Here is a 26,011-nt window from a genome sequence, read left to right as displayed (position 1 = left end):
AATCCGCTTTAGGTGGGTGTGGGCAATGATAATCTGTATAGTAGGAATGCCAGGTTCTGGGAAAGGTCAAATAGTGAAAATTTTTGGAAATTATGGAGTTCCTCACGTTTCTATGGGTGATGTTGTGAGGGAGGAAGCCGACAAAAGGGGAATTCCAAGAACTCCCGAAGGAATGAACAGTGTGAGCATCCAGCTTAGACAGGAGCTTGGGGACAATGCCGTGGCAAAATTAACGATCCCAAAAGTAAAAGAACTACTAAAGAAGCATAAGGCAGTTATAATCGACGGAGTGAGGTCTCTAGATGAAATTCAGACGTTTAAAGATGCGTTTCCAGATGAAGAGATAATCATCATAGCTGTACACTCTTCGCCAAGAAAAAGATTCGAGAGGCTTAGCAGAAGAGGGAGAAGCGACGATCCAAAAACATGGAGTGATTTCGAAGCTAGGGACTGGAAGGAGCTCAAGTTTGGAATTGGAAGCGTTATAGCTTTAGCGGACTACCTGATAGTCAACGAGAACCACATAGAGGAATACCAAAAAGAAATAGAGAAACTCGCGGAGAAGCTTGGATTAAAAGAGAGCGAAGCTACCTCTTGAGCCACGCATCCAGTCCGGTTTGCTTCGAGCTCTGATATCTCAAATCCTCTTTTCTATATCCAAATGCTTCGAGAATCCTAAGCACTGCTGGCAAAACTTGGTTTTCGATGTAGTAGTCCGGATCGTACTTGTGCTTTGCGGGGTCGTATTCTGTAAGCAAAACCACTCTGTCGCTAATCTTTCCTCCACCTTTAAGAACGATGTAGCTTATTATTGTGCCCGGCTTTACCTTGATTCCCTTTGCGGCGAGCCGTTTAGCTATCGCTACATGGGGACCAATAGCTTTGTAATCCTTTAAATCCCGGGTAATCTGCTCATGGATAACGAGCTTTTCAAGCGGAACCTCGTATTTTGCTATCTTCTCCACAACGTCCTTCACAATCTTAACTGCCTTCTCAATACTTCCTTCTCTAAGTATCGCCTCCAAAACCTTTGCCTGGGTCTCTTTGGCTATCTCGCTCCAGTCCCTCCTCACAACTTCCAGACCTCTTGTCGTTATCCTACCTTCTTCATCTATAACCGCGTAGCGCTTTTTCGTGACAAAGAACCCTCTCAGGTAAAAGCCCTCGTACTCAAGTTCAAGCAGGCCCGGGAGTTTGGAGTTTATGTACTTGAGGAATTCTTTAGCCTTCTGTTTAATAACATCCGGCTTTTCTCCAGGTATTGTTGCATAGAATCCGTCAGTATTGTGTACCAGGATGTTGTTTGCAAAGAACCTATGCGTCTCTTCGACTTCAATGTCATAAACGTAGCCCTCGTATGGTATCTCTTCGACTTTTTTCACATGCACAAGATCAAAGCCAAAATCTATGGTATTCCTTTTTACCCTCGCTGATTTTAAATGTTCTAAAAGTCTCTTCTGCTTTCTCTCGATTAAAAAGCCTATCCTTTCAGCAAAACGCCACTTATTTTTGATCCTTAGATGCTTTGAGTAGGTTCCAGTAGAAACACCATTGTAGCGATTTGGAGTAGTCTCAGCAAATATTGAATTTGAAATTCCAACAATCCACAGAAGCTTCCTTACTTCCCTTAGAAAGTCAGCATCAATGTTTGTTAGCCTAATCTCTGGAACTCCCTTCCTGATAGTTACAGTACCATCAGCTGAAAACAGTCCTCGTAGAAATGCCTCTATGTAAGTAACCGGAAGCTCATACATGAACTCTGGAATTTTTCGTCTTCCTTTTTCGTCCTTAAAGTGCCTTTTCATAAACCTTACAAGGCTCTTTGCTAATATGTTGAAGTCTCCCCTCTCGTTTTTTGGGTAATAGTTTGAGATTACTCCATAAGTTTTTAGGGGTTCCAGAAGTTTTTGCTTTATCTCTTCTGCATCTTTGCCTGTTGAAAGTCCAAGATAATACTCTGCCCAATGAGAGTTTCCACCCCAGTTTCCATCTCCTACAATCAATCCTACGAGCTCCCAGAATTTTACCGCTATTTCGTTAGTTTTGGTATTCTCATTCTTTAACGGTGCATTTGGGCATATGAGCGATTTTACTGCTTTGCCTAATTCAAAAGGCTTTACTTCCTTTAGTCTTTCCCCGATTTTTTTGGCAGTTTTCTTTTTTGACGTGTTTAGATAGCCTATGAGAGAATGATCCTCAGTAACATCTATATACCAGCTGTTGGTCAGCCAGATGCGGAACATTCTTTTATTCGCTCTGTGCCTCATCACGTAGGGAACAGGCTTCCAGACAAGCTTTCCGTCATCGTCCAGAGTTAGTGCTTCAACACCTTCGAGAATGCAGTATTCTTTTTCGCCAATGCTGTAGTCCACCTTAGAGAAAAGATCCTTTATTTTCACAAATTTAATCTTTCCGTTTTGCCTTATTATGATCTCACTTTCTCCTGAGACACTGTCTGCATAAAGAACCTTAAACCCGAATTTTTCCTCTATTTCTCTTATCGTCATCTCTATGTAGTGTCTCCCCCATGCGGTAACACTTTCGGCACATTCCTTCGAATACCATCTAGCCTTAGGATACCCCATATAGCCGTAATAGCTGTTGTGAGCGTACAGCAAGCCAAAACCAACGAGGAAGTTCTCGTTATCTTCGACGCTTAGGTCATAGACGTATCCCTCATACTCTTTCTCTTCAACACTCGTAACCTTGTCAAGAACCACATCCCCAGAGATGAAAAACTCCAAGAGTTTGGCTTTCTCCCTGTCGAGTTTTCCCTCCCCAGTGAGCTCTTTAAACCTCTCGAACGTCATGTTCTTTTGGAATTTTTTCCCAAACACTTCTTCGAGAACCTCTTTGGGGATTAAGTTTGAGTAGTATGTATTCTTCTCCCTGGAGGTTTGCAGAAACTGCAGGTCTTCGTTTATGTAGACCCTATAAACCCCGCTGTCAAAGCCAATCTTCACGGATGAGATTCCCAACGAGTTCAGCAAGAACACAAGCTGATTTGCAAGGAGCTCGCTTTTTGTTGAGAGCCTAAACCTTTTTGATGGATGTATATCTCCATCGCCTGTAAAATACGCCTCTAAAAATGACCACCGTACCAGTTCGGGAGAGGTGAGTATAACAGAAGGAATTCTCTTGTTTTCGGCTAATGCTCCACAGAGGCATTTCATAACTAAGTATGCCATCTTCTTAGGTATATCCACGCAGTTTTTGCCAATCCTAACTCCACCAAAGAATTTCTCCGCAACCGTTTTCATTTTTTCGATGACACGTGGGTCTTCGTTGTACAGCTTTACTGAGTAGCTAACACCGCCGGTTTTGTTTCTTTGTGCGCCAGCATAACCTTCGCTAACATAATACCCGAGGAGCCTTCCAAAGTCTTCATTGACCTTGAGGATGCAGTTCATTCTAAAACCGTTGAGAGTTCCAATCTTCCATTCTTCTAACTCTCTTTGCGGGAAGTATGGTATAAACTCCTTAATGTCGTTGAACATAACCAGATACTCCCTTTTGTTTCCGTTGTATTTGACTCTCTCTGCAAGTCTCTCGTAAAGCTGTTTGTATCTCTTTAGCCCTTCCCAGTTAATAACCTCGTATCCCCGAGGCAATATCCTTACAAGACCAAGCTTTTCAAGATGGAACAGATAACGGTTAAACGTTCTTATCCTTTTGTTCTCTTCCCCAAAAATCCACCTTAGGGTTCTAAGCATCCCTTTAAAGAAGTTCTTTCTTCCCCTGACTGGAACTGTCATAACGATGTCGGCTGTTTCCTTGTCGGGAAGGCCTGATATTAATTCGGGAATGTTAAGAATAGTTTCCTTTTCATCGAGCTTAATCTTCTTTGGCACCACAATTAGGTCGCCTTTCCTTATCTCGTCTCCAGAAACTTCCATTATTTCTCCATTTCTAACCGTAAACAGGCTGTGACTGGCAGTTATGTTAATTTTTCTGCCAGAACTAAGCTGAATCTCATAAGCTTTCCCTTTGTACTTATGTCTTATGAGTGCCTTCACCTTTTTAACTTCACTTTCTTTGCTTTTTCTGTTAAATGAGAACGCATAAAGGTTGTCCACTTCGAGGACTTCGGTATTGTCCACTCTCTTAACTCTATCTCTCTGCTTTTCTATATGAGAGTCTATAAACTCGCCAATTTTTACAAATTTGACTTCCCTATCTTCTATTATTGGTAACCACTCGTTGGGTAGAATGCTGTTTGCAAGCAATTTAACTGCTCTTTGTCTATAATCGAGCATTTTCTTCTCGATTGGGTCAACTGTAGCTTTCATCTTCTTTTTTATCTCTTGCCTCATATTGATTAGGTCACCAAGTATGGAGGGAATAAACCCCGGAAAGTCCTTGCAGAACTTATATCCCACTATTGGGGCAACGTCGTAATTTTTACACCCCTCCTTTTCCAGAGTATCGGGGGATATATTATGCGTGACTATTATAGATGGATACAGGCTGCGGAAGTCGAGGTAAACGATGTTCTCCCATAAGCCTCTTTCCGGTTCCTTTACATATCCTCCGAGGTAAGTTGTTCTCAGACGCCTGCGGTATTCCTCATCACTGGGTTTGTTCGGTGCTAGTTCGTTTCTCTGATATGCTACCCTTAGCAGGTACCACTCCACAAGGTTGCCCGTGCTTGACCTCGAGACATCCCATACGCTCTGGCCTATCAGCTTTGCCAGCTCGGCCTCCATGGGGAAGAACTCTTTTCCAAGCTCATATGTTGCCTTAGCATCCTCCATCGAGTACTGGGCAAGTTTTTTCATGCTTTCCTCTGTTTCCCAGATAGCGGCAATTTCCTCTGCCTCCAGTTTGCTCTTGGTTTTCCCCAAAACAGCTTCATAAACCGCCTCAAGCGTATACGTTGGGAGGTTTATTGTCCTTCTCACGACAGGGAAAAGGTCAAAGTGTATTCTACCCTTAATTTCCACGGCAAAGCTATCCCCCATCCTCTGAATTTTAGGTTCGGGGTGTTCTTTATCCCTACCCAAAATGAGGCGAATTCCCAGCTTTTCTGCCCGTTTTATAAGATAGGGAAGATCAAAATTGTCTCCGTTATATGTGATTATCACGTCCGGGTCTTTTTCTTTGACAATCTGAATAAAGCGCTTTATCATTTCCCTCTCGCTGGATACAACCTCAACATAAGGCAGATCAATGTTCTTCCATGTAATTACCCTTGCCTCTTCCTCATCGGCATAACTAATCATTATTATCTCGCCCTTTCCGAACTCATCCCCCTCATGATAGAACGTTTCAATGTCAAAGGCAAGGAGCTTGAGCTCCTCCTCCCCTTCCATGGGAATCAGACCCTTGTCTATGAGATAACGCTTGGCGAAGGGTATATCATATTCGTAAATATCAACCACAGCTGGATGTTCCCTTATTTTGTCCCTCATAGCTGGAACGTCTTGGGGATGCTCAAAAATAAGCTTCCATACCTCAACTTCCCTTCCCAAAAATTTCTTTCTAACCTTTTCTGCGTCGAGCACCCTCACGGTTTTTCCGTGCCTCTCGCCTCTTATGGACTTTATTTCTTCAATAGCAGAGTCATCTTTGAGAAGAGCATAGATATAGGGCTGAAAGTGGGGGTCGAGTTCTATTTTAAACTCCCCATTCTCCTTCTTAAAAATTCGGATTATTGGTTTACCGTCCTTTGTTATGTAGTCAGTGTCCAATATCACAGTTCTCACCAGATATAAACTATGGCTCAGATTAAATAAAAGTTCCGCCAAATTTTTAAACCCCCGTCCAAATCGAAAATCATGGAGTTGTTTTACAGGATAACCCTTCACGAACTCATTGCAGATGTGCTGACCCTCATAGAGGAGCGTGAGCTTTCATCAAAAAACGCTCTGGAAAGAGTATTCAATAGAGTTAGCGGAAAGGACAGAGAAAGAGCGAGAGGTTTAGCTCACGCTTACGTTTTTGAAATTGAGAAATGGAGGAAAAAAATAGATTTCATTGCAAATTCCGTCCTCAAAGGAACCAAGATTGGAGACCTTGAGCTGTATCTTGCCAACCTCCTGAGGATTGGCATATTTGAGATGAAGTTCAAGGGAGTTGCTCCCGCGATAGCCACCGACTCAGTGGTCAGGGTGGTAAAAGAAAAATACGATTTGAACAGGGCAAAGTTTGTAAACGCAGTTCTCAGAGAGGCAGAAAAGTTTAATCTGGATAGAGCTCTAAAAAAACTCAAAGAAAAGGATAGGATAGAATACTTAAGCGTGAAATTCTCACATCCCAGGTGGTACGTGGAATACGTCATAGACCTTTTGGGGTATGAAAACGCGGTACGTCTTTTGCTGAGCAACAACAAGCCCCAGAGGTATTACGTGAGGGTAAATCCCCTTAAAACAGATATCGACTCGCTTGCCGAATACCTGGAAGAACACAACGTCAGGGTAGCAAAGACACCGGTTGATGACGTTCTGAAAATTCTTGAGTACAAAACCCCGATAACCCACCTCGACTGGTACAAAGAGGGGTATTTTGTAATTCAAGACCTCGCAAGTGCCTACGTTGCCCACGTTCTTTCCCCAGAAAAGGGAGAGAGAATCCTTGATTTAGCCGCAGCTCCCGGGAGCAAAACCTTCCACGTGGCTCATTTGATGGAAAACACCGGAGAGATAGTAGCCGTTGATTATTCTCTCGAGAGATTGAAGAAAATGGAGGCAAAAATGAAGCTCTTGGGGGTTAGGAACGTCAGGCTTGTGCACGCAGATGGAATGAAGTTTAAGGACAAAGAAGAATTTGACAGGATAATACTCGATGCCCCCTGCTCTTCTTCCGGAACCTACAGACAATTCCCGGAAGTTAAATGGCGTTTCGATGAAAACAAGATAAAAAAGGTCATTCAGGTTCAAAAAGCCATGTTGAGAAATGCCTATAGAAACCTAAGGAAAGATGGAGAAATGACGTATTCGACATGTTCAATAAGGGTCGATGAAAACGAGGAGAACATAAAATACGCAATAAGTAGAGTGGGCTTTGAGCTTATCAACTACCCCTTTGAGTGGGGAGAAAGGGGATTCACTGAGATTGGAGATAAGGTTTTCAGGTCTTTTACACACTTACACGACTGCAATAGTTTCTTCATTGCAAAACTGAAAAAATAAAATCAACCCATACTTTCTTCGAGGACACCAACTGCGTCTCTCACATAGAAGTACGCTTTTCTCAGGTTTATGAACACTTTTATGCTGTTTAAGTTCCGGAATATTGGGCCGTTTTCCTCTGCTTTTGCATAGTACTGTTCTGCAAGGGTCTTGTGAAACAGTGCAAGCTCTAAGGTCTCATTATCTAGTTCTCCAGCCTCAGGACTACTGTACAATAAGTTAAACCTTTCAGTAGCTTTTTGGTATTGTCTGTAGTAAAAGAAATTCCAGATAACGTAGTTAAAGGACTTCTGAACAGCTTCAGGCTTTTCTTCTTTCTTTTTTGAATATTCCAAGTTATCCACAATTAGTTCCTTAAGAAATGCTTTCCATTCTGGGCCTCCATATCTAACACTGTACTCGAAGGTAAGCCCACTAACTAAAACCCGGCCACGTCCGAGGGAGTATATTATCGTGCTTGGTTTGGTGTAGTCTGGAGTAGTCCCATCTCCTTGAACAGTAACTATCTCTGCATCTGCCGGAACGTTAATTAAATAACCATGGCTTGCGTAATTACTGTAAAGCCAGCTTCCGTTCTTGACAATGTAATCATAGTTAGAGTATCCCCTCGTAATTGAAACACCACCGGGAAGTGAAGTTGTCCAAAGCCCTCCATGCCATCCCCAGTTGGCCGCATGAACTTGGAGAACTTTTCCTGCCTTTACAAACTCTTCGAGCTTCAGCATTTGAGGACCAAGATCATCGTAAAACTGTTGATTCTGGTCGCTTGCAATTAAGATCATGTCATAAGTGTTTATTAGATCAGAGGTAGTTAGGGAGTTTAGTTGATCTGCAGTCATGACATCATAAGAAACTCCTAGTTCAGTCAATACCACCTCATTTGTATCAAAATTCCATGCATCTACATTTTTTAGTATGAGTACTTTCTTTCCTGTAACTCCTTGGGCTGCAGAAAAGCTAAGGCTACTCAAAACAAACAAAAAAATGGTTATAAATCCCAAAACTTTTTTCATTGCATAATACCTCCAACTTATTATTATGTATTTGAGCAAATACTATATAGGTAATTACTCGTTACCTTCTAAGAACATGGAGAAAATTCTTAAAAAAGAAGAGTTTTGATTAATGCAGAGGTTTCCTCTTTACGGGCCCGTTGGGGTACTCTTCTTCAAAAATCTCCGCTGTAAAACGATAAACCTCCGTATCCTCATCTAACCAGCAGTCAGGAGGAAGGCCTGCTTTCCAGCATGTTTCGCTCAAGAACTCCTCTTCATCCCATCCCCATTCAATAGGAACCTGAGGAAGCAAAAGCCCGCTGTAGATGCCCTTTTTAATGATAAGCCCATCTCTTCCGACCTTTATTTTTTTGGGTCTTTCATGAGGCGGCCCCTCTACGGGCTCCGGAGGAGTTAGAACACTGACCTCTATCGTTAGATTGTCAAGTTCATCAAGCGTCACAGGAGGAAAGCGTGGGTCATCAACGGCTGCGTATATAGCTGCTTTTATAGTGGCTTTAACTAGAGGGTAGAGTGGATAGGGAAAGCCTATGCACCCACGTAATGCCTGCGTGGGAGGAGCATCAGCCCTGTTGAGGGTTACAAAGACACCCATTTTTTCCCAAAGCTCGGGAGGAGTGTCCTTAGGAGGCTCTATTTCCTTACCGGACTTTAAATATTCTTCTATAGCCTTTCTGGCAAGCCTCACTAGAAATTCTCCCCACTCATCTTTTATCTTATACATATCTCTCACCAATACTCCTTTGTTCGTTGGACAAAATAAGGCTTTCCACCGTTAAGCTTAAAAAATCGTCGATTCTAATTTAGCCAGGTGTCGAAAGTGGGAGTGATTATTGAGTTCGTTATCGTTCCGCTTGGGGAGTTAAGCCTCAGCAGATACGTTGCTCATGTAGTAAAGCTTTTAGAGGAGAAGGGAGTAAAATATCAATTGACTCCTATGGGCACAATCATTGAAGTCCCAACTCTCAAAGAGGGCTTGAAGATAGTTGAAGAAGCCCACGAGGCAATGTTTGCACTTGGTGCGAAAAGAGTCTCGACAACGATAAGGATTGACGACAGAAGGGACAAGGATCGAACAATGGAGGCTAAGGTAAAATCAGTTTTTGAGAAAGTCCGGGGGGATAAAGATTAAAGTATTGGTGCTTGCCATCGATAGAGATGATGATTTTGGAAAAAAAGCTGGGGTTAGGGGACCTGTTATTGGAAGGGATGCATGCATAGATGCCGCTCTGAAACTTAGCCTTGCCGATCCTGAAGACAGCGATGCCAACGTTTTATATGCTGCGGTAAAATTATACGACGAGCTCAAAGAGAGGGGAGAATTTGAGGATGTTGAGGTGGCCCTTATCACGGGGCATCCCGATGTGGGAATTAAGAGTGACTTAGAACTGCAGAGACAGCTGGAAGAGGTTCTTAAGCGTTTTCCCGCAGATGGAGTTATACCGGTTACAGATGGGGCAGAAGATGAGCAGATATTTCCCATGATAACTTCAAGGCTCCCGATAATAAGCACACGGAGGGTCGTTGTCAAGCAAAGCGAGGGCATTGAGACAACGTATTATATCCTGTATCGTTATCTAAAGGAGATTTTGAGTGATCCGGAGGCGGCAAAGATTTTCTTCGGGCTTCCTGGAATGATATTGCTCATCTATGGCGTTGCTAAGTTGCTTTCTATAAAATACCCACAGAGTGTTACAATAATTTCCTCGACCGTTACGGGGTTAATCCTTTTCATAGTAGGTGGGTATTTCTTTGCAAAGGCTTTCCGGATAAAAGAAATCTTAGGACATTCTCTGACCAAAGGGTTTATACAGCTTATTTCCACCATAGCAGCGCTTTTTGTACTCTTTGCTGGAGCGGTAAATGCTTATCTTAACCTTGAGAGCATAGCACTTCAGTTAACCGGCAGATACCCAGGAACGGAACTCTTGGGGGTGGTTATATTTCTAAATGCTATAAGCACACCATTTGTCATTGCACTGGGCGTTTTAATGACAGGTAAGATTGTTCATTCTTACCTGAGAAGGGATCACCACATCTGGTACTACATAAGCGGCATGTTGCTCTTACCGGCATTGTGGGTAACAATTGACGTTACTACACTCTATGCCCTCTCAATAGTATCCTTCTATTCAATCGAATTCCTGAAGAAAGGGCTCATAGCAATTGCCGATATAGCCCTTGCAACCCTTGTTGGAATGTATCTAAGGGATAAAGTAAGAGGATGGAAGAAAATTGAAACTGAAAGAAGCACTTCAGGAATATGAAAAAAGAAAAGAAGCCATCATGAAACAGAGAGAGGGAATATCAAAAAAATATACGGAAAGCTCTAAGGAGATAGTCTCAAAAATCCTCAGAACTCTTGAGAATCTTGAACAAAAGGAGTTACCCAAAAAGATTGACCCTCAGCTGGCAAGGATTGTGGGGGTCGAGAGGGAAAGATACACAACCGCGCTCAGGAATATGGTGAGAAAGATAGAAAGCATTGAAGACATCAAGAAGGTATTGCCTGAGATTTCCAAGCTCCATGTTGCTCACGGCAGACATTTGCTCCTTGTCTTTGAGAAGGAAGTTTATGAGATAAACACCCTCTTAAAGGTTCTATCTGATGAATATTCCTCGTACATCAAGGAGATAAACAAAATTGGTATTGAAGACGTCGAGACCGAAAAACTGCTAAAAGAACTGGAAGGCCTCAAGAATCTCATAAAAGAGGAAGAGCGTTCAAAAGAAGAGCTCACAGAACAGTTGAAAAAGCTCCAGGAACAGATTACGGAACTGGAAAATAAACTGGAGTTTAAAGCTTTCAGAGAAGCTGAAGAAGAGCTTAAGGGAGAGATATCGCAAAAAGAAATTGCCATCCGTTCTAAGATTTCCAAGCTTCAGAAGCCAATAAAAAGAATGAGGATGCCAGACGCCACTGCGAGGAAATTTTTGGAGGATTCCGCCTATGCTATCCATCATCCCGAGGAGTTTCTCAAGCTACTCGATAGAATTGAGGACAAGCTCGATAAAAAGTATAAGAAAACTGTGGAGTGGGCCAGAACAAGTTTGCTAAGGGAATCTCAAGAACTTGCCTTAATGAAAGAAAAATTGGCAAAAATCGAGGAGGAGCTCTCAGCCTTTGTAAATGAGGAAGACTCCAAAAAACGAGAAATAATGGAGCTAAAGAGAAAACTTAAGGAGAAGGAGGAGAAATTGAAATTACTCAAGAAACAGATGCAGGAGCTGGAAGAAGAGCTTAGAAAAAGCATCTCAAAACTTGAACGCATCTTGGGAGAAAAAATCGAAATGAGTTAAAGTTTTTATATTTTTAGGATTACCTAATTTTGGGTGGTGGAAGTGATAAAGATTGACAGGCTGAGGTTTGGAACAGCCGGAATACCTCTTTCAACTCCAAAACCCTCAACACTCACAGGCATAGAGCAGGTCAGAAAGCTCGGCTTGGATGCAATGGAACTTGAGTTTGTGAGAGGAGTTAATATCACCCCAGAACTTGCTAAAAAAATAAAATACGTTGCCCGAAAGAACGATGTTCTTCTCACGGCACATGCGCCCTATTACATAAACCTAAACGCAGCAGAGAAGGCGAAAGTAGAAGCGAGCAAGAAGAGGATAATCCAGAGTGCAGAGCGTTTGCATGATGCCGGGGGCTGGAGTGTGGTCTTCCACGCAGGTTACTATTTAAAACAAGACCCTTCAAAGGTCTACGAGAAAATTAAGAATGAAATAAAGGATATTGTGAAAGTCCTGCAGGACAAGGGAATAGACGTGTGGATAAGGCCAGAGCTCACTGGAAAGCCAACACAATTTGGAAACCTTAAGGAGCTAATAAAGCTGAGCCAGGACGTTGAACAAGTTTTACCGGCTATAGATTTTGCCCACTGCCACGCGAGACACAATGGAAAGTACAACAGCATTGAAGAGTGGAGGGAGATGCTATCTTTGATTGAAAAGGAACTCGGCAGGGAGGCTTTAGATAACATGCACATTCATATAAGCGGAATACACTACTCCGAAAAGGGCGAGAAGAACCACTTGAACCTGCAGGAAAGCGATTTGAAGTGGGAGGATTTGCTGAGAGTTTTGAAGGAATTTAGGGTCAAAGGGGTCGTTATAAGCGAGAGCCCCAACATAGAAGGTGATGCCCTGCTGATGAAGAAAAAATATGAAGAAATCAGACTCTAGAGAGGAGATTCACAAGGGAGGTTAAAAATGCCTCCACATCCTCCATTTCGTTGTATAGGTGAGGAGAAGCCCGTATACCAAAGTGTCCTAAAACTCCTCTGTGGCTGACCTTTATTCCTTCAGCTATCATCTGCTGGTAAATTTCTTCTTCTTTCTCATAGCTTAAGCCGGTTTTTATTGTGACTATTGCCGAGTTCTCCCAGTTTTCGTTGCCAATAACCTCTAACCCCAAGCTCAGAGCTTCATCTCTAATCTTTCCTGCGAGCTTGATGTTGTGCTTCTCAATTTTCTCTATGTTTAGGGCATTTATCAACTCAAGGGCTCCCCAGAGAGCTGTTGCCATAAGGTAAGGCGGGCCACTGCCAAAATCGAGTCTTCTCGCATCTTCTCTTAGCTCGAATTCTCCCCAGGGGTTCTTTTCCGGCAAACCCCACCATGATGACCATTCTCCTATCGGGGGTTTCATGTTTAAAAGTCCGGGCAGTGGCGAGGCCTCTTCGATGAGCTCATTGGAGATATACATAACTCCGGAACCAACGGAGGGGTTGAGCAGCCATTTCTCTCCCCCTGCAACAAAGGCATCAACGCCCTCTTTTTCAGGATAGAGAGTTAAGCTGCCTGCATGCTGAACAGCATCCACTATAAGCCATGCACCATGCTCGTGGGCAACTTTGGAGATTTCTTTTATGTTCATTCTTTGGCCCGAGATCCACTGGACACTGCTTCCGATCACTGCAAAGGTATTATCATCCACAGCTTTCTCAACGTCTTCAATGAAGTACCAGCCATCTCTGTTTTTGACGATCCTAAGCTCCAGACCGTGCTTTTTCGCATAGCTCTTAAGGAGACAGGCAAGTGATGGAAATTCCATATCAAAGGAGACGATGTTCATACCCTTTCTCGGCTCCAACGATAAGAGTAATCTCTTCAGCCCCTCTGTTGTCTGGATTGTTAGGGTTAGATTCTCTTTGCTGGTATGAAAAAGCTTTGCTCCCTCTTCAAGGACTTTTTCCATGATTTCTTTGTCAAGAAAGTCAACTGAATCAACGCCTTCCTTAAAATCCACCAGATAGACCAGAAAGTCCATAGTTCTTTTAAGAGCAGTCAACGGCAAAAATCCAGCACTTGCCGTGTTCAGGTAAACCTTAAAATTCTTTAATCCGGGGAAGAGATGTTTAAGGTTCATGTTTCCACCTCAGCTCTTGTATAATCTCCCATATTTTTCCATTATCTTTATGAGCTCATCTCTGGGAAGAGCGTAGCGAATGTGATTGTCCCTTCCACTCATTGTCTTTGCTTGGAGGAGAGAGTTAATTATCGCTTCCTCGACGGCCTCAGCCGTAGCCTTAAAAAGAGGCGATAAGGTGTCATCTGGCAGCGCTTCTATGGTCAGCGGCTCTTTTTGATAGTGTTTTATCCTCTGCGCAGTTGAAAAGGCAAAAACTATATCGCCGCTTCCATTGTATGCATAACCTCCGGTTCTCGCCAGTCCCACGGCACCCCTCTTGGCGACCCTGTACAGCTGTCTTGAAGTTAGGGGAGCATCGGTCGCAACAACCATTATTATGCTTCCCTTCCCTTCTCCCCCTTTTCCGGGCCAGCCCTTCAGCTCCAGCCCTACGGGAACTCCGGCTATCGTTAGGTCTTCCCTTTTACCAAAATTACTCAAAACCAAAGCTCCAACGGTGTACTTTCTGCCCTCAATATCCACAACTCTGGAGGAAGAACCAATCCCGCCTTTGAATTCAAAGGCACTCATCCCAGTTCCAGCACCAACAGCACCTTCCTCGAAGTCTTCTTTTGCGTTTTTAATTGCTTCAAGCACGTGCTCTCTTTTAACGTGCTTTCCCCTGATGTCATTGAGGTAAGAGTCGTTGCATTCCATAACTACTGGATTAACAGAACCGGTGGTCACTCCTATGTCCTCATTTTGCTCAAGCATGTAATCGATAAGGGCATCAGCGGCAGTGCCAATGCTCAGAGTGTTGGTTAGTATTATCGGTGTCTCAAGGGTTCCAAGCTCTTGAACCTGAATAAGGCCAACTGGCTTAGCATAACCGTTCATAACGAAGGCATTCGCCAGAAGCTTCTCCTTGTAGATGTTTCCATCGTGAGGGATTATAGCAGTTACTCCCGTTCTTACAGGGCCTTTACCGGGAACTAGTTTCCCTTCACCCTGAATCAGCGTTACATGGCCGACTTTGACACCTTTAACGTCGCTTATCGAGTTTCTCCTGCCGTGTTCAAAAACTCCAATCTTAATACCAAGTTCGGGAGCTTTCATGCAATCACCAAAAAGAATCACACTCAAACAATAAAAGCTCTTTCGCAATTGATAAATACTTCAGTGCCAAGTTTTTTGGTGGGTAAACATGGCTGACTGGAAAGAGAAACTCGGCCTGGTGCACATATACACAGGAAATGGAAAAGGAAAGACCACGGCGGCCTTAGGATTGGCCTTGAGGATGCTCGGCAACGGAGGAAAAGTAATAATGATACAGTTTTTGAAATCTGCCAATGTTTATGGGGAGCAGAAAAAAGCCTCGGAATGTGGAATTGTCGTTGAGTCCTATGGTTTGCCGAAGTTCGTCCATGGAAAGCCTGAGCCGGAAGATATTGAAGCCGCAAAGAAGGCCTTAAAAAGGGCTGGAGAAGTCGTTAAAAGCGGCGAATGGGATCTCGTAATTCTGGACGAGATATGTGTGGCTCTGGGATTTGGAATGATAGCACTCGACGAAGTTAAGGAGCTCATAAAAGAAAAAGCCCCGAACACTGAGCTTGTTTTAACAGGCAGATACTGCCCGGAAGAGCTTTATGAATTAGCGGACTATGTGACGGAAATGAGGGAAATAAAGCATCCCTATGCTAAAGGAGTGGTTGCTAGAAAGGGTGTAGAGTATTAAAAACTACCGAAAAGGTTTTAATAACAAATGTGCAATATATGCGTGAAAGAATTTAGTTACGAATTCTTACTTAAATCGGAGGTGGTGGAAATGAGCGAGGAGATGATTCAGCAGATTATCCAGGTTCTAAAGGAGCAAGTTATTCAGGATACAATCGTCCCAAGAAATATTAGGAGAGCCGCTGAACAGGCAATTGAAGCCCTAATGGACACTAGCAAAGACCCAAGTGTGAGAGCTGCGGATGCTATTGCTATTCTTGAGGAGATTAGCGAGGATCCAAATATGCCAATGCACACAAGAACTATAATCTGGGAAGTTTTGGGTGCTTTAGAGCAGATTAAGTGATTTATCTGCCTTTTTCTTTTAGATACCATAATTTTGCGCTTTCCTCTACTAATTCTGCCTTGTAGTAGGCTTCCCTTAAGCTTCTCCCCACTGTTACTATTCCATGATTTTGAAGGATAACTGCATCGTAGTGTTCCAAGTGTTTTGCGGTTTCTTCGGCCAATTCCCAGCTTCCAGCCGGTTTAAACTCAGCTATGGGAATCTTTTTTAGATATATCTCGGCTTCAGGGGTTATTATTGGCAGCTCTTCATTAAGTAGTGTGGATGCAACTATCGAGTATGGAGGATGCAGGTGGACTATGGCTTTTACATCTTTTCTTCGCTTGTAGACTTCAACGTGGAGCTTCCATTCTGAAGATGGCCTTATAGAGCTTAGAACATTCCCTTCAAGGTCAATGACGGCTATCTGCCCGTGTGTGAGCTCATCCATGACGGAGCCAGTTCCCTTTATGAAAACCTTTCCGTTGAAAAGAACGCTTAAATTCCCTCCAAATGCGGCCGTTAACCCTCTTTCGTGGGCGAGTCTTGAATATCTGATAAGCATCTCCTTGACAACTCTGCTCATTTTTTCACCACCTTTATCCCAAAACCACAGGAGTTGCAGTAGGCAATATCTTTCTGCCAGACGAGTTCTTCAGCCCCGCATATGGGGCAGACCTCAAGCTTGCCGCTTTCTTTCCATGCATCGTAGGTTTTTCCGCTTATCACAAGAACGATATCGTCCTTGTCCTTCTCAAAGTGTCCCAAAACAGGGGTGCTCTTTAGTTCAAAACTCTCTGCATCTATTATAACCGGCTCTATGCCAATGTTTCCTTCGAATTCAAGCTCGTTAGCTGGCACTATCTCAACTACGTATGCGTTAAGGGTTCTGTCGTGATACACCATAAGCTCCAGGGCATCGCTTAGGTCTCCAGAAGAAGAGATTATATCCACTGTTATATATCTGGCAGAAGGAATCACGAGAGCGAGAACGTACTTGGAGCGGAATAAAGCGAGTCCTTTTCCCAGACACATCTCTTCAAGACCGAGAGAGGCCAATATTTTTCGGATGGTCTCTCCGTCTGGCAGTTTCTTTTCCTGCAGTATTTGATCTTTAATTTTTTCCGCAAGAGGCATTGCGAGCATTATTGGTTCGTAGATTATCATTACCCTCACCACAGAAAAGTAGCAACTTGGGCTTTTAGGGTTTGCTATGAACGGAGTGTGTAAATTGCAAAGTGGAGTAAAGATCTCATGTGTGGCTTTTATAGTCCTTACTCCTGAAATCAATCCAATACATCATTTAGCGAAAAAAGCAAGCTGATGGGTGGTATCCAAGGACTGTTAATAAATTATAAATTCTCACAATACGAAAAAATTTTAATATTTTATTGCGTATTTCTCTTGGTGGTTTTTGATGCCTGAGGAGGTTAGTGAAAAGGTTGTTAGTAAGCAAGAAGAGACGGAGAGGTTCGGGGAAAGTCCCAAGAAAGGTGTATCAATTACAGAGAAAACGGGGCTGACTTTTAAGGACGGTTTTAAATTTGGTCTTGGATTTTTTACAGCAGGGCTGGTATTTTACATAATCATGCTCGGTATCACCATGGTGATACTGACCATATTTTGGGCAAAGGCAATGGGAGTCTGAGGTTTCAATAGTTTCACAACATGCTTGTTTGAACCCCCTAGATGTTACTGCTGATCGGAACTCCTCAAAAATGGGGACAGAAAATAACACCCATTAAAGAGATGTAACAAGGTATCAATAATCTCGGTTTTCCTTTCAGAAGTGGCTTAGAGAATTGGCGATGGTGCGGGGGCGGGGATTTGAACCCCGGAACCCCTACGGGAGTGGATCTTGAGTCCACCGCCTTTGACCAGGCTCGGCAACCCCCGCGCGTGGGGCTTCATTTCTCTATACACCAACTCAGTTTTAAAAATCTTGTGGTCTCAAATCTTGATTATAACCTCCATCACCTGATGTCTCACAAGAGTTACAAGTTATAACTTACAAGTGATAAGTTATAAGTTTAGAAGTTTAGGGATAAAAAAGCATCATCTCTCCATTTTCTTAACGCCGTCTTTTGTGCCAACAAGAACTATGTCTGCTATGTCTGCGAAGATGCCGTTTTCAACAACTCCCGGAATGTTGTTCAGCTCGATTTCCATGTCGAGTGGATCTTCAATTCTTTCAAATTTTGCATCGAGGATGAAGTTGCCGTTGTCGGTTATCACTGGGCCATCTTTTTTAACGCCCATCCTCAGCTCGGCTGTTGCGTTGAAGACTTCAAGTTCCTCTTTAATGGCCCTCCATGCCGCAGGGATGACTTCTATGGGGACTGGCATTTTCTGGCCGAGATATTCCACAAGCTTGCTCTCATCAACGAGCACTATAAACGTTCCGGCCCTGTATTCGATGATCTTTTCCATCGTTAATGCCGCGCCTCTTCCCTTGATGAGATTAAGGTGAGGATCAACCTCGTCTGCACCGTCTACAGCTAAATCAATGGCATCAACTTCATCTAAGCTAACGACGGGAACTCCGCTCTCAAGGGCCAAAAGGCGTGATTGGTATGAAGTGGGGATGCCGTAAACATCTTCGAGCTCCCCTGTCATGAGCTTCTTTCCCAGCATTTGGATGAAGTAAGCCGTTGTGGAACCCGTACCTAACCCGATTATCATGTCATCGTCGATATACTTCAAAGCTTCCTTAGCCACCATTTTTTTCAGCTCTTCCATACCTCATCCCTTCGTTATGTTGTAGAGGAGGGACTGATTTGAATAAAACGTCGGTTCGGGCTGTAAGATGAGATTGTAGCTGAAGATTGTGAAGTACAGCCAGAACAGGAAGAATCCCCAGAACCCTTTTCTCAGCAGAACCCTCTCATCCTTTAACTCGTCAGGAAGGTCTTTAACGAGAGCGATAACTATCTTCGGTGATAGCAGATAGACCAGCAGGCCTACAATGTAGCCCGCTTGAACTTGGGTTGACAGGACTCCACTCACTATCCCTGCTATCGTTCCGATTGCGTAAAATATGAGCGACATCTTGTTCTCAGCATTCACTCTCTATCACCTAAAACTTAGTTTAGGGATTCATTTAAAATACTTTCCATCACTCTTCAAAGTTCTCAAGCAACCGTTCTCCTTTTTCAGTAAGTTTGTAATAAACCCTTCTTCCCTTCTTGCGTGCCTCTTCTATCAAGCCAAGGGCCTCAAGCTCTTTTATATGCTGGTACACTGCTTGATACTTCATTGGCTTCTCCAGATTCTCCCAGATTTCGTAGCCATACATGGACTTTTCTCTCAGGAGCTTTAGGATTTCAAGCTTTGTGCCACCGACTGAAAAGCGCTCTCTCTCCTCCGCGTAGTAGCTTTTTAATCCCGAGCCCGTAATTATCAAAGCGACCCTGTCTCCTTTTTCAAGATAACCGCTTTCACGGAGCTTTATTAGGGCTGGAATAACAACAGCTGAAGAATACTCAGCGAAGACGCCCTCTTTGGCAAGGGCTTTTTCTCCGAAGTCAAGCTCATCTTCACTCACAACCACAGCGGTTCCGTTGCTTTCTTTAATGGCTCTTATCGCGAGTTCTTTGTTTACCGGGTCTTTTACGTACAGCCCAAGGGCTTTGGTGAACTCTCTCTTGCCTTCTATCCCCAATATTTCGGCCGCTATTGGGGAGCAGTTTTCAGTTTGGACTGCAATTAATCTGGGGAGTTCTTCAATAGCACCGATTTCCAGAAGTTCCCTAAAGCCCTTGTAGATGCTGTAGATGTTGCTTCCACTTCCCGTTGGCACGATCACGTGGGTTGGGTTTATCTCCTCCCAGAGCTCGAATGCAAGGGTTTTTTGCCCCTCAAGCCCAATAATGTTGTTTTCGGGAGTTATGTCGTAGAGTCCATTTAATCGGGAGAGCTCTTTAGTGTATTCTATGCACTCATCAACGCTGTCTCCATAGCGGATTATCTTGGCACCAAAGGCTATCATCTGAATTAGCTTTCCTTTGTCGACTTTTTTGGGAACAACAACAAATGCTTCTTTATTAGCTCTAGCGGCATATGCCGCTAAAGACGCTGCCGCGTTGCCATCGCTGGCTACTATGAACCCATTGCTTGCATAGGGCAAGCCATAAGAAACTCCTACCGTGGCAAGCCTATCTCTGAATGAACCCGTGGGGTTCCTTGTTTCGTCTTTAATAAAAACATCCAGGCCGAGCTCTTCGCCGATTTTTGCCTTGACTAAAGGTGTCCCGCCTTCTTTCAGGGAAATTATTCTGGGCACGTTGGGGAGAAGTTCTCTGTACCTCCACACGCCTTTCTCTCTATTTTTCCATTTTTGGGGGTCTACCTTAGAATAGTCATACGGTATTTCAAGGAAAGCCCCGCATGAGCATCTCGGTGGTATTATCTGCTGATACTCCCTTCCACATTTGGGACACTCTATCATCACTACCCACCAAAAAATTAGAAAAAGGCTACTTGAGCCTGATGGCGTCGAGATTGTTTGGAGCCCTTGTGGAGATACCGAACTTCTTGTGGATGCTTGAGGCAAGGTCAAGGCACTTCTGGGGCTCTCCGTGAACTGTTATTACTCTTTCCGGTCTCGGCTTTACCTTTGCTATGTAGCTCATCAGCTCCCTTCTATCGGCGTGACCTGAGAATCCATCTATTGTGTGGATCTCCATGTTTACCTGAACAACTTCTGTCTTTCCGCCCTCTCCTATCATGGGTATCTCTCTTAGGCCTCTCTGAACCTGTCTACCCAAAGTTCCCTCTGCCTGATAGCTTACGAATATGATAGAGTTCCTTGGATCTGAGGCAAGGTTCTTAAAGTACTCCACGCTGGGTCCTCCAACCAGCATACCGGAGGAGGCTATAATTATCGCGGGTTCTTCGCTCTCTATTATGTCCTTTCTTTCGTTTGCATTTGCGACGGGTTTGAATATCTCATTTAAGAATGGGTTGTAGCCCTCATGGAATATCTGATCTCTGAGGCTCTTGCTCAAATACTCTGGATATGCGGTGTGAATTGCAGTTGCTTCCCATATCATACCGTCCAAGTATATTGGAACCTCCAACCCTCCTACTCTAGCGTACTCCTCGAGGACTAGCATTATTTCCTGAGCTCTTCCAACTGCCATTGCGGGGATAAGGACCTTTCCTTTGCGCTTGATAGTCTGAAGAATAACCTCAATAAGCCTCTTTTCTGCCTCTTCTCTCGGTAGCTGGTAGTCCTTGCTTCCTCCATAGGTTGATTCCATTATCAAAGTTTCAAGTCTTGGGAACCTTGCATTTGCTGGCTCAAAGAGTCTCGTTGGAAGGAACTTAAAGTCTCCTGTGACGGCAATGTTGTGGAGTCCATTTCCAACGTGGAGGTGAACTATTGAGGAGCCAAGGATGTGGCCTGCATTGTGCAGGGTAAGCCTCAAGTCTGGTGAGATATCTCTAACCTCCCCGTAGTCGAGAGTTATTGTGTGCTTAACGACTTCTTTTATGTCTTTCATTCTGTAAAGCGGGTCAGCACCGTTACTCTGCTGTATCTCAATGAAGTCTTTCTGAAGGAGAACCATTAAGTCTCTTGTAGGCGGAGTTGTGTAGATAGGGCCGTCGAACAGGTTGTATCTGAAGAGGTAGGGTAGTAAACCGGAGTGGTCAAGGTGTGCGTGGGTAATTATTATCGCATCCAGAAGCCCCTCTTTAAGGACGTAGGTAAATTCTGGGGCATCAAAGTGGGGGAACCCCTTCTTGGGATCATTTAAAGCCGCGACGTTTACACCAAAGTCAACCAGCACAAAGCTCTCATTTGTTTGGAGCAGGAGGGCACTTCTTCCAACTTCCCTGAATCCTCCAAGCCCTGTTATCCTTATCCACTCGCTTTTGAGCTCCGGCTTTCTGTATATGTTTCTCCCAACTTGTCTCAGGAATTTTCTCCTATCTTTACTCTCGGACTGCAGGATTCCCCTAATAGAGTATATTGTCTGGGACTGCAGGGGTGGAGTTCTAACAACTTTTGGAGCCCAGTAAACTTTCTGGGTTATCTCCCTAAGGGTCTCCCCATTCTTTCCAATCACAAGTCCCGGCTTTTTAGCCTCAATTATTACCTCGCCAACAGAAGGATCAAAACTTATGTTAGTTATTTCCGCCTCTGGCGGAACTATTTGCTTGATTAGCTCTTCGGCCTTTTCAGGAGGAAGGAGAACATCCGGATCAGGTCTTACACTAATTCTCTTCTTAAGAACCTTTGCAAGGTTTTTTATAAGATCTCCGTCTTGCATTACAGCTTCAGGGTTTTTCACATAAATAACCAGCTCCGGCCCCTCAAATTCCACTTCGGTTATCTTGGCTTCTTTGGGTACCATCTGACTAATAATCTCCCTAATCTCTTTCAGAATTTCATCAACGTTTGTTTCTCTTTTTATCACGTCACTCACCCCTAGAATCAGAGCTTCTTGAGGATCTTCTCGACTTCTTCTTTAGAAAGCTCGCTATACCCGTCTTTTGTAATGACAACAACCATTATTCCATCTCCAGTAAAAACATCTCTTTTTATTGCAGTATTTATAGCTTTTACGGCCAGTTTAACGCCTTTTTTAACAGTCATTTTCTCATTGTACTCATTATCTAAAACAGCATATGCAAACTCCATACCAGAACCTGCAGAAACATATTTGTCCTCGGTAATTCCCCCTGCCATGTCAATTGAATAAAGACTTGGCTTTTCATCATAACCTCCCACTAAAAACCAGCCAAAATAGGGGAAGTATCTTCTTCCACTTAAGACGTTAGAAGTTAATGTTGCCAGTGCCTTTGTGCTCATCTCCCTGCCGACTCTTGCTCTGTAAAGCTTTGCTTCTGCCCTCAAAAGCCTTACAAGGCTTAGTATGTCCCCTACGCTCCCGGCTCCTGCTAGGGCCAAGTGGTCGTCTATCTGGAATATCTTGCTAACTTCTTTGGACAAGACCATGTTGCCCAGTGAAGCCCTCCTGTCTGCGGCTAATACTACTCCATCCTTACAAACAATGCCTACTGTTGTTGTCCCTTTAATTTTGTCCAAAGCCAACACCCCTTTAAGATATTCGTTTTGCCCGAGAATAGAAACAAATTCTACAGTGGGGGATTGACTGAGGGAGTATTTAAAGTTTTCGCAAAGCGACATGAGTTACTCCCTTTCAGATGGGCAGCTGAAAGAAAAGCTTTTTATCCTATGAATTGTTTTACAACAATGTAACCCTAGGAGGTATGATAAAATGGGTGTCGAAAAAGTTCCCAAATACGACATACCGACAAAGAAGGTTGAATACGTTTTTATTGAGCTGGAAAAGATGAAACCACACGAGCAGCTCGTCCAAAAGGAGCTTGAGGCATTTATTGAAAGCTTAACTGGCTCCGGTATTTTCTGGAAGCCCATGCTCCTGGCAAAAGTCCCCGGGGAGGACATGTACCTCATCGTTGATGGTCACCACAGATGGGCAGGCCTGCAGAAGCTCGGGGCAAAGAGGGCTCCCTCTGTAATTCTCGACTACTTCAGCGATGATGTTAAGGTATACACATGGTATCCTGCTTTTAAAGGAGACCTCAACAAGGTTCTCGAAAGATTAAAGGCAGAGGGATTGGAAATAATTGAGGATGGAGAGGCTGAAGAAAAGGCCGAAAAGGGGGAAATAGCTTTCGCTCTCATTGGTAAAGACAAGGTCTTTGCTATTCCGGGAGCACTTGACGAACAAAAGAAGGTAAGCAAAGTGCTTGACGAGATGAGTGTTGAGGGAGAGATAGAGCTTATATACTACGGCCTCAAAGAAGATGCAAAAGAAGATATGGATAAGGGCGAAATTGACTATGTGTTCATTAGAAAAGCACCAAGCAAGGAGGAAGTTATGGAGCTCGTAAAGAGGGGAGAAGTTTATTCTCCAAAGACAACCAGACACGTTCTTCCATTCAACCCGGACAAAATCGATGTGAAGCTTGAGGAGCTCTTTTAGTCCTATTCTGCCTTTTTTATTTTGATTGATCATCTAAGTTTTTTCGAGCATGTAGCAGACTCTCGGGATAAGTTTAAACCCGCTTAAGAAAATTTTAGAGTTGAGCAACGAAAAATTAAAAGAAGCCAATACGTGAGGGATAACCATGATAAAGGCATTAATATTTGACGTTGATGAAACTCTTGTCTATTATGAAGGCTATGATGGGCTGGAATGGTTCGAAAAATGGGGAAAGAAAGAAATAAAAAAGCTTGGGATTACCCTTGAGTTTGAAACTTACAAAAAGATGGTAAAGGGAGAACTACCGCGAAGCTGGGTTGAGAGGCTTGGAGTTGATCATGTAGAATTCTGGAAAGCGATAGATAAAGCAAAGCTCGAGTACAGAAAATGGGCTGCAGAGAGAGGACTAATAAAAGCCTTTCCCGACGTTGATGTTTTAAAGGATTTCAAACAAATGGGATTAAAAATGGCAGCTGTTAGCAACGCTTCCCAAGATTGCACGGAGTTTGTGCTGGAGCTTTTTGATTTGAAGAAATACTTTGACATTATCCTTGGAAAGGACTACCGATATCTGGATGGTGCTAAACCGAATCCCTATCTCATAGAAAAAGCCCTCGATGCCCTTGGTGTCCTTCCAAGTGAAGCTTTGGTCGTGGGAGATTCTGCATCGGACATCTTGGCAGCTCACCGGGCTGGTGTTAAAGCCGTTCAAGTGATGAGGTTCGGGAAAATAGAGGGAGCAGATTATTACGTGAAAGATTTGAACGAACTTGTGCAACTGGTGCGCTCGCTAGTAGGTAAGGATTTATAAATGAACTGCCTAACTTATAATGCCCCTGCGCGAGGACCCACCCAATCAATGAAGGTGGGGGCGATGCGGGGGCAACAGCTCGGCCATAGCGAGGTCCCCACGGGAGGGCCTTCCGCGTTACGGAGCGCAATGACCGTGGGTAACCCTGGCCGAGTACACTCTTCTGGCCCGCCTGGGTTAAGCCGCTTGAGATTGCCTTACGGCTTCAATGAGAGCGGTCGTTACGGGCGGGCCACATTTTCTTGGAAAATTTCTAATGGTCTGGATATGGAGATTAGTTCTTCTACAGCTAATGCTAGCTCTTCTGGGGTTTTAGGATAATATGTACCGATTTCATAGTTTCTTTTAAGACTAGTGGTAAGCAAATTTGCGGAGGACTCTATACTTGGCCCTTGATAATTTGCGGTAATTTTGGAATGCAAATTTTGATAATACCGGCACTCAACATCGAGGGGAGTGGTTTTTGATATTCTCTTTATCACATCTCTGTTCTTTTGGGTGTTCCTGACAACAAGAGTTACTTTAGATAAGTCTTCATTGATACTGCCTATAACCCTTATTAACTTCTCAACAGTACCGTTTATCCATGGAGAGACTATTACTGGCTCTTTCGCATCATAAAGAACATCAGCAATCCCAGCATAGATTGTGTAATCGCCAGGCATTGTTCGAATTATATCAGAAGACTCAACACGATCTCTAACTACTTCCTTTCCCTCTTTTGTTAGTTTTACTTCACTACCTTTCTTGTCTATTAACCCTAAGTCCAAGGAGAGGGGTATAAAAAGAGAACTTACAACAAATTTATTGTACGGTTTTGCAATGTTCCCCTTCTTAAGAATCCCCAATTGATAAAGTATCGATGTCCAGTGTTTCATCTCTCCTCCTAGTTCCGAAGATATAACTCGCATACTTACTGAGTCTTTGTAATCAATGTATTTTAGAAAAACTATCAATGGATACCATTTTTTGAAAACCAATCTTAAAATATCCTCTCGATTTTCTCGATTGTTCTCTATGTTATTCAATAAATTCTGACCATACGAGCTTAGTTTATATCCCCTTCCGGAACTTTTGACCAAAATCCCCAGATGCCATAATAGTCTAGCGAAGTAATAACCTTCCCTTCCAGTCTTAGCAAATGGATGTTGGCTGTTTTTCTTAAAAAAATAGTCCATTTCACTAGTGCTCAAAACCTTCTTTGAGTCAATGAAACCAAGAAGTTTCAAAAAGGTGTCTACATCGAACCATGCGATTCCATAGCTGGAAAAATAAACTTTAGCTGCATAATAAAGTCTACCTATCATAAGGCATCATCAGAGAATTAGGAGCTTTTCACAGAAATCTTTTTTGGTGGTTGGTGGGCCCGCGGGGATTCGAACCCCGGACCTCCACCGTGTCAGGGTGGCGTCATAACCAGTCTAGACCACGGGCCCGCCCAAAGTGTTGTGGTGGACCGGCCGGGATTTGAACCCGGGGCCTCCGCCTTGCCAAGGCGGCGCTCATCCCAGGCTGAGCTACCGGCCCACGCCCAATCCAATAAGGGTTGAAGGCTATTTATAAATCTTTCGGTTAGAAGGGAGGATACTGTCAGGATAACTGGGGTATCACCTCCTGAAGCCATTCAGTCACATCACCAGGCGGTCCACCAAACCGAGAA

At 43.6% G+C, this 26,011-nt stretch carries 24 protein-coding genes and 3 tRNA genes; 11 read left to right on the top strand and 16 right to left on the bottom strand.

The genetic code is table 11. The annotated features are described in order from the left end of the window. Positions 1-25 precede the first annotated feature (25 nt). The gene (locus GBV73_RS03470; RefSeq protein ID WP_152879310.1) at positions 26-598 is read left to right on the top strand and encodes a dephospho-CoA kinase; all 573 of its coding nucleotides are present in this window, start codon (positions 26-28) and stop codon (positions 596-598) included. Here GBV73_RS03470 and GBV73_RS03465 read toward each other — a convergent pair. Continuing rightward, positions 588-5,696 carry a DNA polymerase domain-containing protein gene (locus tag GBV73_RS03465; protein WP_371716999.1) on the bottom strand — a complete coding sequence of 1,703 codons (5,109 nt, stop codon included), beginning with the start codon at positions 5,694-5,696 and terminating at the stop codon, positions 588-590. The genes GBV73_RS03470 and GBV73_RS03465 overlap by 11 nt on opposite strands. Positions 5,697-5,777: 81 nt before the next feature. Here GBV73_RS03465 and GBV73_RS03460 point away from each other — a divergent pair, with 81 nt between their 5' ends. Next, the gene (locus tag GBV73_RS03460) at positions 5,778-7,130 is read left to right on the top strand and encodes an RsmB/NOP family class I SAM-dependent RNA methyltransferase (RefSeq protein WP_152879308.1); all 1,353 of its coding nucleotides are present in this window, start codon (positions 5,778-5,780) and stop codon (positions 7,128-7,130) included. A gap of 2 nt (positions 7,131-7,132) precedes the next feature. Here GBV73_RS03460 and GBV73_RS03455 read toward each other — a convergent pair whose 3' ends face one another. Together GBV73_RS03455 and GBV73_RS03450 are read right to left on the bottom strand one after the other, a co-directional pair. After that, positions 7,133-8,143: a pyrolysin gene (locus GBV73_RS03455; protein ID WP_253910286.1), complete on the bottom strand. Its 1,011-nt coding sequence runs from the start codon at positions 8,141-8,143 to the stop codon at positions 7,133-7,135. Positions 8,144-8,252: 109 nt separating this feature from the next. Then, positions 8,253-8,870, bottom strand: a complete 618-nt coding sequence (locus tag GBV73_RS03450) for a TIGR00296 family protein (protein ID WP_152879326.1) — start codon at positions 8,868-8,870, stop codon at positions 8,253-8,255. A 96-nt stretch (positions 8,871-8,966) separates the two neighbouring features. Here GBV73_RS03450 and GBV73_RS03445 point away from each other — a divergent pair, with 96 nt between their 5' ends. From GBV73_RS03445 to GBV73_RS03430, 4 genes are read left to right on the top strand one after another with little or no spacing between them, the layout of a single operon-like run. Continuing rightward, entirely contained in the window at positions 8,967-9,278 is a 312-nt protein-coding gene (locus tag GBV73_RS03445; RefSeq protein ID WP_225807658.1) for an MTH1187 family thiamine-binding protein, read from the top strand. Positions 9,279-9,285: 7 nt separating this feature from the next. Continuing rightward, entirely contained in the window at positions 9,286-10,413 is a 1,128-nt protein-coding gene (locus GBV73_RS03440; protein ID WP_371716996.1) for a DUF373 family protein, read from the top strand. Continuing rightward, on the top strand, positions 10,382-11,446 hold the full coding sequence (locus tag GBV73_RS03435; protein ID WP_152879304.1) for a hypothetical protein: 1,065 nt from the start codon (positions 10,382-10,384) through the stop codon (positions 11,444-11,446). The genes GBV73_RS03440 and GBV73_RS03435 overlap by 32 nt, the downstream gene beginning before the upstream one ends. A gap of 42 nt (positions 11,447-11,488) precedes the next feature. After that, positions 11,489-12,334 carry a deoxyribonuclease IV gene (locus GBV73_RS03430; protein WP_371716998.1) on the top strand — a complete coding sequence of 282 codons (846 nt, stop codon included), beginning with the start codon at positions 11,489-11,491 and terminating at the stop codon, positions 12,332-12,334. Here GBV73_RS03430 and GBV73_RS03425 read toward each other — a convergent pair. Next, positions 12,324-13,520 (bottom strand): aminotransferase class V-fold PLP-dependent enzyme, encoded by a 1,197-nt coding sequence (locus GBV73_RS03425; RefSeq protein ID WP_152879302.1) that lies wholly within the window; start codon positions 13,518-13,520, stop codon positions 12,324-12,326. The two genes, GBV73_RS03430 and GBV73_RS03425, sit on opposite strands and share 11 nt — an antisense overlap. A 9-nt stretch (positions 13,521-13,529) precedes the next feature. Further along, complete coding sequence (locus tag GBV73_RS03420; RefSeq protein WP_042697477.1) at positions 13,530-14,618, bottom strand: P1 family peptidase; 1,089 nt, start codon at positions 14,616-14,618, stop codon at positions 13,530-13,532. 88 nt (positions 14,619-14,706) lie between these two features. Here GBV73_RS03420 and cobO point away from each other — a divergent pair, with 88 nt between their 5' ends. Further along, complete coding sequence (gene cobO / locus GBV73_RS03415; RefSeq protein ID WP_152879300.1) at positions 14,707-15,237, top strand: cob(I)yrinic acid a,c-diamide adenosyltransferase; 531 nt, start codon at positions 14,707-14,709, stop codon at positions 15,235-15,237. Between the two features lie 90 nt (positions 15,238-15,327). After that, a complete protein-coding gene (locus GBV73_RS03410) occupies positions 15,328-15,582 on the top strand; it encodes a UPF0147 family protein (RefSeq protein ID WP_042697468.1) in 255 nt (84 codons plus the stop codon). A gap of 1 nt (position 15,583) precedes the next feature. Here the strand turns inward: GBV73_RS03410 and GBV73_RS03405 are convergent, their stop codons facing one another. After that, positions 15,584-16,147 (bottom strand): aldolase, encoded by a 564-nt coding sequence (locus tag GBV73_RS03405; protein ID WP_042697465.1) that lies wholly within the window; start codon positions 16,145-16,147, stop codon positions 15,584-15,586. Continuing rightward, on the bottom strand, positions 16,144-16,728 hold the full coding sequence (locus GBV73_RS03400) for a hypothetical protein (protein ID WP_042697463.1): 585 nt from the start codon (positions 16,726-16,728) through the stop codon (positions 16,144-16,146). Before GBV73_RS03400 ends, GBV73_RS03405 begins: the two co-directional genes overlap by 4 nt. Before the next feature lie 250 nt (positions 16,729-16,978). Here GBV73_RS03400 and GBV73_RS03395 point away from each other — a divergent pair, with 250 nt between their 5' ends. Then, positions 16,979-17,209, top strand: a complete 231-nt coding sequence (locus GBV73_RS03395; RefSeq protein ID WP_042697932.1) for a hypothetical protein — start codon at positions 16,979-16,981, stop codon at positions 17,207-17,209. A 161-nt stretch (positions 17,210-17,370) separates the two neighbouring features. On the opposite strand, the gene GBV73_RS03390 is transcribed toward GBV73_RS03395, so the two are convergent. The 6 genes from GBV73_RS03390 to psmB form a co-directional block, all read right to left on the bottom strand. Next, a tRNA-Leu gene (locus GBV73_RS03390) sits at positions 17,371-17,458 on the bottom strand. A 158-nt stretch (positions 17,459-17,616) separates the two neighbouring features. Next, positions 17,617-18,300 (bottom strand): ribose-5-phosphate isomerase RpiA, encoded by a 684-nt coding sequence (rpiA, locus tag GBV73_RS03385; protein ID WP_042697608.1) that lies wholly within the window; start codon positions 18,298-18,300, stop codon positions 17,617-17,619. Between the two features lie 3 nt (positions 18,301-18,303). Beyond that, positions 18,304-18,627 (bottom strand): hypothetical protein, encoded by a 324-nt coding sequence (locus GBV73_RS03380; RefSeq protein ID WP_371716995.1) that lies wholly within the window; start codon positions 18,625-18,627, stop codon positions 18,304-18,306. 49 nt (positions 18,628-18,676) lie between these two features. Further along, on the bottom strand, positions 18,677-20,008 hold the full coding sequence (locus GBV73_RS03375; protein ID WP_152879298.1) for a pyridoxal-phosphate dependent enzyme: 1,332 nt from the start codon (positions 20,006-20,008) through the stop codon (positions 18,677-18,679). A 28-nt stretch (positions 20,009-20,036) separates the two neighbouring features. After that, the gene (locus GBV73_RS03370) at positions 20,037-21,983 is read right to left on the bottom strand and encodes a beta-CASP ribonuclease aCPSF1 (protein WP_371716994.1); all 1,947 of its coding nucleotides are present in this window, start codon (positions 21,981-21,983) and stop codon (positions 20,037-20,039) included. 17 nt (positions 21,984-22,000) lie between these two features. Then, on the bottom strand, positions 22,001-22,624 hold the full coding sequence (gene psmB, locus GBV73_RS03365; protein WP_225807666.1) for an archaeal proteasome endopeptidase complex subunit beta: 624 nt from the start codon (positions 22,622-22,624) through the stop codon (positions 22,001-22,003). Between the two features lie 184 nt (positions 22,625-22,808). On the opposite strand from psmB, the gene serK reads away from it, so the two are divergent. Then, positions 22,809-23,540, top strand: coding sequence for an L-serine kinase SerK (gene serK, locus GBV73_RS03360; protein WP_152879293.1), 732 nt, complete (start codon positions 22,809-22,811; stop codon positions 23,538-23,540). Positions 23,541-23,685: 145 nt separating this feature from the next. Further along, on the top strand, positions 23,686-24,351 hold the full coding sequence (locus tag GBV73_RS03355; RefSeq protein WP_042697619.1) for an HAD family hydrolase: 666 nt from the start codon (positions 23,686-23,688) through the stop codon (positions 24,349-24,351). A 221-nt stretch (positions 24,352-24,572) separates the two neighbouring features. On the opposite strand, the gene GBV73_RS03350 is transcribed toward GBV73_RS03355, so the two are convergent. The 3 genes from GBV73_RS03350 to GBV73_RS03340 form a co-directional block, all read right to left on the bottom strand. Beyond that, positions 24,573-25,658, bottom strand: a complete 1,086-nt coding sequence (locus tag GBV73_RS03350; RefSeq protein WP_152879290.1) for a hypothetical protein — start codon at positions 25,656-25,658, stop codon at positions 24,573-24,575. A gap of 51 nt (positions 25,659-25,709) precedes the next feature. Next, positions 25,710-25,787 (bottom strand) — tRNA-Val (locus GBV73_RS03345). 13 nt (positions 25,788-25,800) lie between these two features. Further along, positions 25,801-25,878: transfer RNA gene (locus GBV73_RS03340), tRNA-Ala, on the bottom strand. Between the last annotated feature and the right edge of the window lie 133 nt (positions 25,879-26,011).

It is taken from the genome of Thermococcus sp. 101 C5 (genome assembly GCF_009372125.1).
GTDB lineage: Archaea > Methanobacteriota_B > Thermococci > Thermococcales > Thermococcaceae > Thermococcus_A > Thermococcus_A bergensis.
The sequence above is the reverse complement of the archived record's forward strand: the minus strand, read 5'-3'. Positions and strand labels throughout refer to the sequence as shown.

Excerpts from the sequence above, each read along its gene's own strand:
- GBV73_RS03470 (WP_152879310.1), top strand. The coding sequence starts at position 26 with ATGATAATCTGTATAGTAGGAATGCCAGGTTCTGGGAAAGGTCAAATA.
- GBV73_RS03460 (WP_152879308.1), top strand. The coding sequence starts at position 5,778 with ATGGAGTTGTTTTACAGGATAACCCTTCACGAACTCATTGCAGATGTG.
- GBV73_RS03455 (WP_253910286.1), bottom strand. The coding sequence starts at position 8,143 with ATGAAAAAAGTTTTGGGATTTATAACCATTTTTTTGTTTGTTTTGAGT.
- GBV73_RS03450 (WP_152879326.1), bottom strand. The coding sequence starts at position 8,870 with ATGTATAAGATAAAAGATGAGTGGGGAGAATTTCTAGTGAGGCTTGCC.
- GBV73_RS03425 (WP_152879302.1), bottom strand. The coding sequence starts at position 13,520 with ATGAACCTTAAACATCTCTTCCCCGGATTAAAGAATTTTAAGGTTTAC.
- GBV73_RS03420 (WP_042697477.1), bottom strand. The coding sequence starts at position 14,618 with ATGAAAGCTCCCGAACTTGGTATTAAGATTGGAGTTTTTGAACACGGC.
- cobO (WP_152879300.1), top strand. The coding sequence starts at position 14,707 with ATGGCTGACTGGAAAGAGAAACTCGGCCTGGTGCACATATACACAGGA.
- GBV73_RS03410 (WP_042697468.1), top strand. The coding sequence starts at position 15,328 with ATGAGCGAGGAGATGATTCAGCAGATTATCCAGGTTCTAAAGGAGCAA.
- GBV73_RS03405 (WP_042697465.1), bottom strand. The coding sequence starts at position 16,147 with ATGAGCAGAGTTGTCAAGGAGATGCTTATCAGATATTCAAGACTCGCC.
- GBV73_RS03400 (WP_042697463.1), bottom strand. The coding sequence starts at position 16,728 with ATGATAATCTACGAACCAATAATGCTCGCAATGCCTCTTGCGGAAAAA.
- GBV73_RS03395 (WP_042697932.1), top strand. The coding sequence starts at position 16,979 with ATGCCTGAGGAGGTTAGTGAAAAGGTTGTTAGTAAGCAAGAAGAGACG.
- rpiA (WP_042697608.1), bottom strand. The coding sequence starts at position 18,300 with ATGGAAGAGCTGAAAAAAATGGTGGCTAAGGAAGCTTTGAAGTATATC.
- GBV73_RS03375 (WP_152879298.1), bottom strand. The coding sequence starts at position 20,008 with ATGATAGAGTGTCCCAAATGTGGAAGGGAGTATCAGCAGATAATACCA.
- serK (WP_152879293.1), top strand. The coding sequence starts at position 22,809 with ATGGGTGTCGAAAAAGTTCCCAAATACGACATACCGACAAAGAAGGTT.
- GBV73_RS03355 (WP_042697619.1), top strand. The coding sequence starts at position 23,686 with ATGATAAAGGCATTAATATTTGACGTTGATGAAACTCTTGTCTATTAT.
- GBV73_RS03350 (WP_152879290.1), bottom strand. The coding sequence starts at position 25,658 with ATGATAGGTAGACTTTATTATGCAGCTAAAGTTTATTTTTCCAGCTAT.